Below are 12859 nucleotides of genomic sequence, written 5' to 3' on the forward strand. Positions count from 1 at the left end.
TTTGTTTCGCTTTCGCGAAAGCGAATAAGATATAATTACTTTAAATAGGTAAGAATGTTGAAATAGTAATTTGAATAGGTTTCTATTACCAAATAAATTTAAGATTTTATTCATTCGTTCTCAAATGATAACTAAGTAGTTAAATGCGTGTTAAAGAAGTTTAAGAAAATTTTATGATTCGAAAAGTAAAGTAATTTAGGGAAATCCAAAACCGCCCAAAATGAAAAACTTTACTTTATTATCAATTTTATTAATGCTTGTAAGTATGCAATTTACTTCAGCACAGGATATCTCATTTACCGATCCAGATCTTGAAAATTATTTATTGAATTGCTATTGCATGAGAAATTTGAATGGAAATGGCTTGGGGAGTATAGACATTAATAATGATTCAAGTATTCAAATATCTGAAGCTCAAAATGTCGGTAAAATGTATTTAACTGGAATGTCTATAGATGATTTATCAGGGATAGAATTTTTCTCTAATCTTACTGAATTGGAAATGGAAGATACTTCAGTAACATATATCAATGCAAGTATTCTTCCTTCTAGTCTCCAAAAATTAGAATTAAACGATAATTTAATTTCTCAGATTAATATAGCAAATCATAATAGTTTGCAATACTTTTCCATGAATTGTACAGGAACCAATTGTCCCAACATCAATTCTTTAGATTTAATTAATTTAAACATGTTAATATCACTTGCTGTTTCTCATGATAATATAGCGAGTTATAATATTTCAGGTTTGCCAGCCTTGAAAAATTTTAATGTAAGAGGTTATCCTAACTCGTCTTTGAATTTGACAAGTGTCAATCTTGAAAACCTAAGTGTTAGAGATGCATCTAATCTCAACCAATTGAACACTAATTCTTTTAGTGTTCTAGAATTTATTTCTTTAAATAACGTTCCAATAAATAATTTAGATTTGAGTTCAAATCTCACACTAGAGAGGATTTCGTTCACGGACATGACTCTCAGTAATCTTGATGTTTCCAACAATGCACAATTAAACTATTTACAACTAACTAATTTTAACACCAATAATTTAGATTTATCTAACAATGCTGGTCTAGAAAACATTCAAATTAGAGATGGGTCAATCTCAAATTTGATAACGCCATCATTTACCAATTTGACCAATTTAATATTACAAGATATTAATATTCCTTTATCAAACTTCAACAGTAGTTTTAGTACATTAAATCAATTAGGTTATCTCCATAATGGAATCTCTTCATTTGATATATCAGGATTTACAGCTCTGAGAAATCTAGACTTATCTGGTAATAATCTAACTCAACTCAACGGATCTAATTCCAATATTATTTCGGTTAATTTAACTTGGAACCCTTTGACCAACTTTGATTCTTCAAATTTAGTAGGCTTGGAATCATTAACTGTTTACCAAGTACCGATTACTTCTCTTGATGTTTCTAATTCGCCAAATTTTCGAAGTTTAGGTTGTAGTAATAGCTTACTAACTGAGCTAGATTTTAGTAATAATCCACTTTTTAGTTCATTGACAGCTAGTAATGTTCCATTAGAAATTTTGAATCTAAAAAATGGGTCACCTAACTATAATCACACTAATACAGGGATTAAAGTTACAAACCATCCTTCTCCAGCTCAATTCAGATACTTATGTGTAGATGATGATGAGATCGAAAATATGAATATTCTTGATTTTACGTTTCCTAATTTAGAAATTAACTCTTATTGTTCATTTACAACAGGTGGAATAAGTCATGAGGTAAGTGGTTTTTCAACTATAGATTTAAATAATAATGGTTGTACTACCAGTGATCCTATTTTTTCAAATTTAGTTTATACAGTTAGTGACGCATTAAATTCTGGTTTATTTTCATCAAATACAGATGGCTTTTACTCATTATCTGTTCTCGACGGTCAACACACCATCACCCCAAATCCAGAAAATCCAACCTACTGGAATTTCTCACCACCAAACGTAATTGTAGATTTCCCAGCACAAACCAGTCCATTTACACAAGATTTTTGTGTCACGGCAAATGGTTCCATAGAAGATCTAGAAGTAATAGTTGTACCACTTGAACAAGCAAGACCAGGATTTGATACAGACTATAAAGTGGTAGTTAAAAACAAAGGAAACGTTACAACAAGTGGAACAGTGACATTAGATTTTGAAGAAGATTTCATGAATTTACTTTCTTCAACGCCTACGGCAGCAACTCCTGCAACTAATCAGTTGAGTTGGTCTGTGAGTAATTTACAGCCTTTCCAGATGGAAGAGTATGAATTTACCATGACCTTGAATACACCTACACAAATAACAAATCCGCTAAATGATGGAGATGTTCTCACTTTCACTGGAGTAGTTATTGGAACTGGAACAGACGCCATGCCTGCAGATAACACAATGGTTTTTGATCAAACGGTTGTGAATTCTTATGATCCTAATGATAAAACCTGTCTAGAAGGTAAAACTATGGACCCTAGCGATGTTGGTGAATATGTTCATTATATGATTCGTTTTGAGAATACAGGTACGGCTAGTGCGGTAAATATCGTGGTGAAAGATGAAATTGATTTGGCTCAATTCGATATTACTACTTTGATTCCGCTAGGTGGTAGTCACGATTATTATACTCGTGTACGAGATAACAATGTGGTTGAGTTTATTCACGAAGACATCAATCTAGATTTTAACGATGCGACTAACGATGGTTATGTATTGTTTAAAATTAAAACTTTAAATACTCTTGTTGCAGGAGATACTTTTGATAATACTGCTGATATCTTCTTTGATTTTAATGCTCCAATTGTAACCAATACAGAGACAGTAAGTATCATGAGTACAGCAAGCGTAGGAGAAGCTACAGATAACAGTATCACCATTTATCCTAATCCTGCAAACAACTTTATTAACGCGACTGCAAACAATGCCATAGAAAGCATCAGCATAACCGATATGAATGGTAGAATGATCACCGCAACACAATTTACAGGCGCAGCAAACGAGCAACGTCTAGAAATAGGAGAGTTGTCTTCAGGTATTTACTTTGTAACTATAAAAAGCAACGCAGGCCAGAAAATAGAGAAGTTACTTGTGGAGTAAATTTCTCATGTATCAAAAAAATAAAAAGCCTTTTCTTGATAGAAGAGGCTTTTTTTGTTCCGCTTTCGCGAAAGCGATAACAACACAAAACTTAAAGAAAACTTAAAGTTTTGATAAGGTTATAGTCTCTATTTTGGGTTTAATATATTTGTTTCAAACGCATAATTTACTAGTTTGAAGTCCTATTTTTTCTCCATTTTATTTTGTTTAATTACCAGTATGACTGTTGCGCAGGACAGTATTCCTCCTGTAAAACAACCTAACTGGATGTCGTGGGGTAGAGTTAGTTTTATATTTAATCAAAGTGCGTTTAATGCAGACTGGCAAGGTGGTGGGGTTACTAATGTTTCAGGTAACCTAGGAATCAGTTATGACATACAGTATAAGCGTAAAAAGCTTTCATGGGATACTAAATTGATTACTGATTTCGGTCTTTCTCAAGTTAAAGATCAGCGATATATACGTAAGACTACTGATCGATTAGAGTTAAATAGTATTCTAGGTAATCAAATAAATCAAAGTTTCTGGAATTACAGTACGATTTTTAATTTTAGATCTCAGTTTATTTCTGGTTATGAATTCTTTACAGAAGAGGAGACAGGCGAGGACGGTCTTACGAGAACGGTTCAAAGACGTCGCGAGACCTCTGGCAGTTTTTCTCCTTCTTACTTTCAATTAGGATTAGGTTTTCTATGGAAAAAGTCTAAAAATTTCAATTTCAATATTGCTCCTGCCACAACAAGGTTAATCAAAGTATCTTCAAATTTTACTGATGTAGATATGAATGACCCTGTAGCTGTTGAGGCATATGAACCATTTTTTGGTGTAGAGGCTAATAGAACAACGCGATGGGAAGTAGGTGCTTCTTTTAGAGGTTATACAAAATTTGAAGTAGCAAAGAATATTCAAATGGAAAATGTGTTGAGTCTATACAGTGATTACCTCGCAGATCCAGAAAATATTGATATAGATTATAACCTTAATTTATTTTTAAAGGTAAATAAGTACATCAGTGGTAATTTTGAATTTCAGGCTATCTATGACGATAATACCACAAAAGGATTCCAAATACGTCAGGTTATAGGGTTAGGTTTTAAATATGATCTAGGAGAACGTCCTAAAAAAACCGCATAGTTATCAGGTGATTGGGATTTTTTTTAAACTAATTTTTTGTGGTACATCAAAACTTATATTCATGAAAAAATGGTGTCCAACAAGTCTGTTAAAATTTCTTCTATTAAGTAATTTATCTATCAAATAAGTAGTTTAATTCTACACAGGTGTCATAGACCTGTCATGTTGATGAGGTAAGGTGACAATATAATAAATCAGACATTTTTTCAGCTCTTAGGCTAGTCATAGCCTGCTATTTACCGTTAATCGATAAAGTACCATTTACTGTAGAGTTTAACTAAATTTTCACATCTGTTGTGGCGTTATGGTACGTTTATGTGGCTACTATTTCCATAATGAAAAGAAAAATGAAAAATTATTTAATGGCAATTCTATGTGCCTTATCACTAGGTTTTGTTAACGCTCAAGTAGGTTTAAATGTGCAGAATCCAGACCAGTCTGCCATACTAGATATCAGTTCTGAAGACAAAGGAGTTTTATTTCCACGTATGGATTTAAAAAACCTGTCAGAAGCACAACCGGTTAATAATCCTGCTACGGGACTTGTAGTATGGAATACAGATGCGGCAAATAACGGTACAGACTCAGGTTTTTACTTTTGGAACAATAGCTGGATCAAATTAGGAGTCAATGAAGTCAGTGCGCCAGGCACTGTAGATACTAAAGCTTATGGGCAATTAACTATTAATAACGACTGGAATAGCAATTTACAACAGTATACTTTTACAAGTATAAATACTAACTCTGCTGGACTAGCAACGTCTAACGTGCGTGTGAATGATGGTAATAATTTTTCACTAAGGCCAGAAGTAGCAGGTTTATATAGAGTAACTTTTACTATTACTTATCGTAAGAATAATGACAATGGGGCAAGTGAAATAGAGTTCTATTTATTTAAAAATAATAATGCGATTAATGATGCTAAGATCAAAGCCCCATTAAACAGAACAGTAAATACAGTTTCCTTCTCAAAATTAATGAATCTAGATGCTTATCAATATTATGGATTAGGTATTTCAAAAAGTGATATGGCACCACAAAGTTTGAGTATTACTATTCTTAAGAATCAAACGAGCTTCAATATCGAAAAAATAGACTAAAAATCAGTTTTTTATTCTTAACACAACTTTATCGTAGATAATTCTGTTAATACGTTGGTATTTTATCAACTTGCAATCCGGTTGGGTAAACAAATTCCTACATATAAAATTGGCAGAAAAAGAAGACAAAAAAACACCTCAAAAAGGGAAGAAATATAGGTGGCTGCGCAGGATTGCGCGCACTATGTTAGGTGTTTTAATAGTTCTTATTTTGTTGCTACTATTTATACGCAGTCCATGGGGACAAAGTATAATTATAGATCAGGCGGTTTCTTATGTAAAAGGTAAAACTGGTACAGATGTGCAACTTGATGGTGCTTTCATAACATTTGACGGAGATATTAGGGTAGAAGGTCTTTATCTAGGCGATGTTAAAAATGATACGCTGGTATATTCTAAGAGTCTTGAAGCAAATATTGCATTACTGCCGCTCATCAAAGGTTCAGTTTTTGAAATAGATGACGTAGAGTGGCATGGACTTACCGCTCGAGTTAAAAGAGTAGATTCTGTTAGTGGTTTTAATTATGAATTTTTAATAGATGCATTTGCAACTACACCAGATACCACGGCTACTAGTGAACCTTTAGATATTAAAATAGGGACCGTTAATCTCACTAATTTTGATATTATTTATAAGGATCAGGTTGATGAAATGGACGCTAGTGCAAATTTTGACGAGCTGTTTCTAGAGATGAATACCTTAGATCTAGATAAAATGATAGTAGATATAGAGACTTTGACTCTCAAAAATGCTGTTGTTAACTATGAAAAAGATGTGGTTACCGCTTTCGCGAAAGCGGAACAAGATACAGACCCCACTAAAGATACCAACCTAGCCGAAGCCATAACCGATAGTGCAGACGATTCTCCATTGCCATTACTCAAAGCAGGTAAGATAAGACTGGATAATGTGGTGATGAATTATAATTCTGAACCAGATGGTATTGTTCTACGTACCGACTTCGGTATTATGGAAACCTCTATACCTAAGGCAAATGTAGAGAGTAGTGATATACTGGTTTCTTATTTTAATTTAGAAAATAGTAGTGTAGCGGTGCATATGAGTGATGTGGCTGCAAATACTACAGCGCCAGTAGAGCCTAACGAACCTACTACTTTTGAATGGCCTGACATGAAAGTTGCTTTAAAAAAGTTAGACTTTAAAAACAATAACTTTTTATATACAGTAAATGGCGCTCTACCTTCTGGAAATGAGCTTAATCCAGATGCTATTTCTTTACAAGATATTACAGTAGGTCTAAGTGATTTTAATTTAGGAGATCATAAAGCAGCGGTAATCATTACTGAATTAAAATTAAAAGAGATTTCTGGTTTAAGTGTAAATGATTTGAAAGGTTCTATTAGTATCACAGATGAGAAATTAAATGTGAACAGTTTATATGCTTTTGTAAATAAAAGTTCTTTATCAGCTGATTTAAATTTAGGTTACCCAAATTTAGATGCGTTGATAAATAATCCAGAATCTTTAAATGTCCAGATTAATGTACCGCAATACAATTTTGATCTAAGTGATGTTTATGCGTTTGTGCCAGAATTAGCACAAAACGAGTATGTAAGTAAACTAGCTCAAAAACCATTGAATGGTAAATTGATAACCAGTGGTAGTACAAGAAATTTAAATTTAGACAGTTTTATAGTAAACTGGGGAGCCGATACATCCATAAATGCGAGTGGTAGGTTACAAAACGTGACAGATGTAGATCAACTGTCTTTTAATATAGATTCTATTAATGCGGTAACGACCAGAGCTACAATTCTCAATTTTATAAAAGAAGATGAACTAGGAATCACACTACCAGAAAATGCGAGACTTAACGCAAGTGCTTCTGGGACGATTACAGATGTAAAAACTAAGGTGAATCTAGCTACTAGTTATGGAGCTGTCGCACTAGATGGTTCTTTTAAGAATGATAAGAATATAGAGTTTAATGCAGGTGTAAAATTAGACACACTTAATCTTAATAAAATGCTAGCTATGGAAGAGCTAGGTAATTTAAGTCTAGAATTAAAAACAAGTGGTAGCGGTAATGACATCAGTACGCTGGATGCAGTTTTAAAAGGTGAGATTCTAAACTTTTCTTATAATGATTATCCATTAAAAAACATTCCTATAGAAGGAAAGATGAAGAATGGAAAAGGAGATGTAAGCACCGAGTATAGAGATGATAATATCAATATATCTCTAACTGCAGACGCTACTCTCGATACCGATATAACCAAAGCAAATGCACAAATAAATGTTGTAGGTGTAGATTTAAGAGCCTTTGGTATTACTTCTCAAAATGTGAAAGCAGCTGGTAACATAGGTGTTTCTTATGAAGGTGATGGAGTAAACTATAAAGTGAATTCTACCATAGGAGATGGTATTGCTGTTTTTGATAATCAGTCGTATTTATTAGGTAATGTAGATGTCGCAGCATTTGTACAACCAGATTCTACATCGGTAGATATTCATAACAAGATGTTAGATCTTCAGTTAAGGTCTAATGTAGATCCACAAAACCTAACGGTTGCCTTAGAACGTCATATTAATAGATATCTAACTACTAGTACAGCAATAGATACTGCACAACCTGTGGTTATGAAGATTAAAGGAAATATAAGTCCAGCACCTATTTTAAGAGATGTCATCTTACCAGGGTTGCAAGCGCTAGATACCATAAATATAGCTGTAGATTTTGATGAAAAAGAACGTAGATTAAATAGTGACGTAAAAGTGGCTTATTTAAAATATGTAGATAGTGAGGTAGACAGCCTAGTAATATCATCAGCGTCAGATGCTCAAAATCTTAAATTTCAATTAGGTTTTAAGAAAATAGCATCAGGTCCAGTTAATATTAAACGTACTGCGATGACTGGTATAGTAGCAGGTAACACGTTAAACCTAGACTTTACATCTTATGATGATGAGGAGAAGTTGATGCATTTTGCTAGCACGCTTTCGCGAAAGCGAGATCAAAACGGTCTAGAGAATCTCATTTTTAACCTTTCTGTAGATGATCTTATTCTTAACAAGCAACCCTGGACCATACCGTCAAATAATGAAATAGCGGTAGGAGAAAGTAAGGTTTTATTTAATGATTTTAAGTTGACTAACGGAGATCAAAGTATAGAATTAAGGTCTGATAGACCAAATACAACAAATGAACATGTGGCGATGTTGATCAATAATTTTAGATTACAAGGATTGCTTAGTTTCTTAAATTCTGATGAAAAACTAGCTACAGGAAAGGTGAATGGAGAATTTGTCCTAGATGATATTTATGGAGCAACAGGTTTCATTGCAGATTTACAGATAGAGGATTTTCATGCTATGGAAACACCATTAGGAATATTAAAGTTAGATGCAAAATCACTAGACGCATCTAAGTACGATATGAATATGAGTGTAAAGGGTGAAGATGTTGATATAGTGCTGGATGGAGATTATGAGGCAAATGAAGTTGCTGCAAAATTAAACTTAGATCTAGATATAAATAAAGTTGCGATGAGTACACTGGCTGGTATTTCTGATGGATTTCTTAAAGATGGTAGTGGTTCTATAAATGGAACGTTTAAAGTAGCAGGGACAACCGTAGATCCTGAGTATGATGGGGTTTTAAAGTTTAATAATGCAACGGCTAGTGTTTCTATGCTAGACACTAGTTTCACTTTTAAAAATGAAGAAATTAAAATAGATAATGCAGGTGTTTATATGAACAACCTATCTATTACAGATGCAAATGGTAATCCATTTACCATAGATGGAACTATAGGAACAGAAAACCTATTACAACCGACTCTAGATTTAGACTTAAAGGCAGTTAATTTTACAGCGCTTAATAGTACTGAAAAGGATAATGACCTGTATTATGGTAAGGCTACCTTTGATGCAAGTGCAAAAATAACTGGTAATACAGACGTTCCTGTAATAGATCTAGATGTAACGGTAAAGAATGTAACTGATGTAACTTATGTTTTACCAGCGACAGAGTTAGATGTGGTAGAGCGTGATGGTATTGTGCAATTTGTAAATAAGATGAATCCGGATGCTATTCTTACACAAACAGAAGAAGAGTCTGCGACGTTAACAGGGTTTGATATTACTGCAAATTTTAAAGTACGCAGTGACGCAAAGGTCACGGTAATAATAGATCCAGATACAGGAGATCAACTTCAAATTTCTGGAGATGGAGATTTTAAATATAGAATGACGCCTAATGGGAGAATGACACTTGCAGGAAGGTATGAGATTTCTGAAGGTTTTTATCAATTTAATCTTTACGACATTGTTTCTAGACGTTTTGATCTAGCAAAAGGTGGTAGCGTTACCTGGTCTGGTGATCCATTTGATGCCATTCTAGATGTAAGTGCTATTTATAAAGTAGAGACTAGTGCAAGTGCGATAATGGCTAGTCAGACCAGTGGTGCAGATCTAGCAACGCAAGAAAAATACCGTCAGAGATTGCCTTTTGTAGTGTATTTGAATATTGATGGCGAGCTGCTCAAACCTGAAATTAGTTTTAAACTCGATTTACCAGAAGATGAACAAGGTGCTTTGGGAGGAGAAGTGTACAGTAGGTTACAACAAGTTAATACTCAAGATCAGGAATTAAATAAGCAAGTATTTTCTCTTCTTGTTCTTAATAAATTCTTCCCTACTAGTGGTACCGATGGTAGTAATGGAGGAACGGCAACTATTGCTAGAGATAACTTAAACCAGGCTTTGAGCGATCAATTAAATCAGTATGGTGGGCAGTTATTAGGTAAGACAGGTATAGATTTCAACTTTGGGTTAGATAGTTATACAGACTATGCTAGCGGTAGTGGACAGGAAAGAACACAATTAGATGTAACGGCAAGTAAAAAATTATTAGATGATAGATTAATTGTAAGTGTAGGTAGTGAAGTAGATATTCAAGGTAGTGCGCAAGATGGAGAAGAAGCGCCTGTAATAGGTAATGTAAGTCTAGAATATTTATTGACACAAGCTGGTCAGTGGAGATTAAAAGGTTTCCGTCGCAATCAATATGATAATGTGGTAGATGGACAGCTAGTAGTAAGTGGAATTTCATTAATTTTTACCAAAGAATTTAATGAATTTAAAAACCTATTTGCAAAGACAGCTCTAACCGAAAATCAAAAAGCTAGAAAAGAAGAAGAGGAAGAATTAAAGAAGAAAGAGGACAGCGAGAGTAAAACAACAGAAGAAAATAAAAACTAAATCAAAGCACTTGAATTTAAATAATTACATAAAAACCATTTTAGTTATAAGTATTGTTCTTATAGCGTCTTCATGTGCGGTAAAGAAATACGTGCCAGAAGATGAATTGTTATTTACTGGCTCTTCACTTGATATAAAATTAGATTCCCTGACTGATGTTAAGAATGTAGCTGCTCTTAAATTAGAGCTAGAAGCAACACTTTCTCCACAACCTAATTCAAAGTTTCTAGGAATGCGTCCAGGGTTGCATTATTACTATAAAGTGAATAAAGATAGTGCGGGATTTATTGCAAGATTTTTAAATAAGAAAATAGGAGAGAAGCCTGTTTATTTAAGTGATGTAGAAGAAGAAGCGACTAGAGATTTATTGCGCAATAGATTAGAAAACAGGGGTTTTTTCTTTAGTAATATATCGTCTAAAACCCTAAAGGATGAAGATGCAAAGGAAGGTAACGTATCGTACAACGTTACTTTGCCTAATCCATACCGCATGAAAACCTATCAGGTAGATCGTGACTCTATTCCATTTTATGCCGTTTTAGAAGATCAGATAAAAAATACTCCTATAAAAGTAGATTCTCGTTTTGATTTATCTGCTTTAAAGCTGGAAAGGGAACGTATAGATTCAAATTTAAAGGATAAAGGGTATTATAATTTCAATTCTGGTTTTTTAATATTTCAGGCAGACACTAATCAATATAAAAATAGAAAATTTGATCTGTTTTTAAAATTGAAACAAGATGTACCTACAAAGGCCATAAAACCGTATCAAATAAAATCAGTAAATGTTTTTCCTTATAACGTTACTACTAGCGACACGATTAAGGTAGACACAGTACGTTATGCAAATAAAGACTTTATCCAAGAATCAGATTTCTTCAGACCAGATCGATTAGACCCTTTTATACTTTTAGAGAAAGGTGATTTGTATAACCCAGAAAAATCTAAGGCTACTAGCAGGCGCTTAGGTTCCATAGGTGCTTATAAATTTGTCAATATAGAATATACAGAAATAGATGGAGAACAAACAGATAGTCTCAATTATCTAGAAGCAAACATCTTTCTATCTCCTTTAAACAAAAGAGCCATCCGTGCCGAATTGCAAGCGGTAACTAAATCAAATGATTTCTCTGGTCCTACATTAGGACTTACTTTTTCTAATCGTAATTTATTTAAAGGTGGAGAAACTCTGAATATTAAAGCTACAGGAACTTATGAAGTGCAAGTAGCTGGTAACAGTAGTGGTGGTCTAACTAGTACAGAATTCGGTCTAGGTGCAGACTTAATTTTCCCACGTGTGTTAGCTCCTTTTAAGGTAGATAGTGATTACTTTGAGTATGCCATTCCTAAAACTAAAACCAGTCTTAATACATCGATCTTAAATCGCAGCCAGTTGTACAGTTTACTAACTTTTTCTGGTAGTTTTGGTTATGTGTGGCAAGCAAATAAATATGTAACGCACGAGTTAAATCCGGTGTCGATTAACTATGTGAGACCTACTAATATATCTGAAGAATTTCAAGCTATACTAGACGATAATGCATTTTTACAAAGTAGTTTTGATCAACAATTTATTTCTGGATTAACCTATTCGTTTACTTATAACGGTATGTTGAGTCAGCGCAAGAGAGCCTTGTTCTATGTTAACAGTACGGTAGATGTTGCTGGTAATAGCATTAGTTTATTAGCTCAAGAAAATGACTTGGGTAAAAAAGAATTCTTAGGATTAGAATATGCGCAATACGCAAAGGCCGATGTGGACTTTAGATTTCATTATCTGTTAAATGAAGAATCTAGAATAGCTACACGATTCTTTGCCGGTTATGGATTACCTTTTGGTAACAGCGATGTCTTGCCATTTAGTAAACAGTATTTTTCTGGTGGAGCGTATAGTGTGCGCGCTTTTAGAACTCGATCTTTGGGACCTGGAACCTACACTCCAGAAAATGATGAAGACATCTCGTTTTTTGATCAATCTGGTAACGTGCGTCTAGAGGCAAATGTAGAGTATCGTTTTCCTATTTACGGCTATGTTAAAGGAGCTCTTTTTGTGGATGCAGGAAATGTATGGTCTACCGCAGGAAACGGTTTAGATGGTGGGCAATTCAGCAGTAATTTTGTGAACGAACTAGGTATAGGTGCAGGTGTAGGAATGCGTGTAGATGTTCAAGGATTTGTGATACGTTTTGACCTAGCTGCTCCATGGCACGATCCATCTCTTCCAGAAAATGAACGTTGGAATTTTGATGTAGAAAATCCTGTGTTCAACTTTGCCATAGGTTATCCGTTCTAAAAGTTTTTTGC

The 12859-nt window shown here is 34.0% G+C and carries 5 protein-coding genes; all 5 read left to right on the forward strand.

All coding sequences use genetic code 11. From position 1 onward, the window contains the following. Nucleotides 1–220 precede the first annotated feature (220 nt). The 5 genes from ACJJVN_RS07615 to ACJJVN_RS07635 all read left to right on the forward strand — a co-directional run bounded on the left by ACJJVN_RS07615 (nt 221) and on the right by ACJJVN_RS07635 (nt 12848). Nucleotides 221–3097 (forward strand): T9SS type A sorting domain-containing protein, encoded by a 2877-nt coding sequence (locus ACJJVN_RS07615; RefSeq protein ID WP_405377688.1) that lies wholly within the window; start codon nt 221–223, stop codon nt 3095–3097. Nucleotides 3098–3316: 219 nt separating this feature from the next. Beyond that, a complete protein-coding gene (locus tag ACJJVN_RS07620) occupies nt 3317–4231 on the forward strand; it encodes a DUF3078 domain-containing protein (RefSeq protein ID WP_405377689.1) in 915 nt (304 codons plus the stop codon). Between the two features lie 347 nt (nt 4232–4578). Then, the gene (locus ACJJVN_RS07625; RefSeq protein ID WP_405368990.1) at nt 4579–5331 is read left to right on the forward strand and encodes a hypothetical protein; all 753 of its coding nucleotides are present in this window, start codon (nt 4579–4581) and stop codon (nt 5329–5331) included. Nucleotides 5332–5440: 109 nt separating this feature from the next. Beyond that, on the forward strand, nt 5441–10555 hold the full coding sequence (locus ACJJVN_RS07630) for a translocation/assembly module TamB domain-containing protein (protein WP_405377690.1): 5115 nt from the start codon (nt 5441–5443) through the stop codon (nt 10553–10555). Nucleotides 10556–10565: 10 nt separating this feature from the next. Beyond that, nucleotides 10566–12848 carry a BamA/TamA family outer membrane protein gene (locus ACJJVN_RS07635; protein WP_405377691.1) on the forward strand — a complete coding sequence of 761 codons (2283 nt, stop codon included), beginning with the start codon at nt 10566–10568 and terminating at the stop codon, nt 12846–12848. The last annotated feature ends 11 nt before the right edge of the window (nt 12849–12859 follow it).

Source organism: Nonlabens sp. Asnod3-A02, from assembly GCF_045063755.1.
GTDB lineage: Bacteria > Bacteroidota > Bacteroidia > Flavobacteriales > Flavobacteriaceae > Nonlabens > Nonlabens xylanidelens.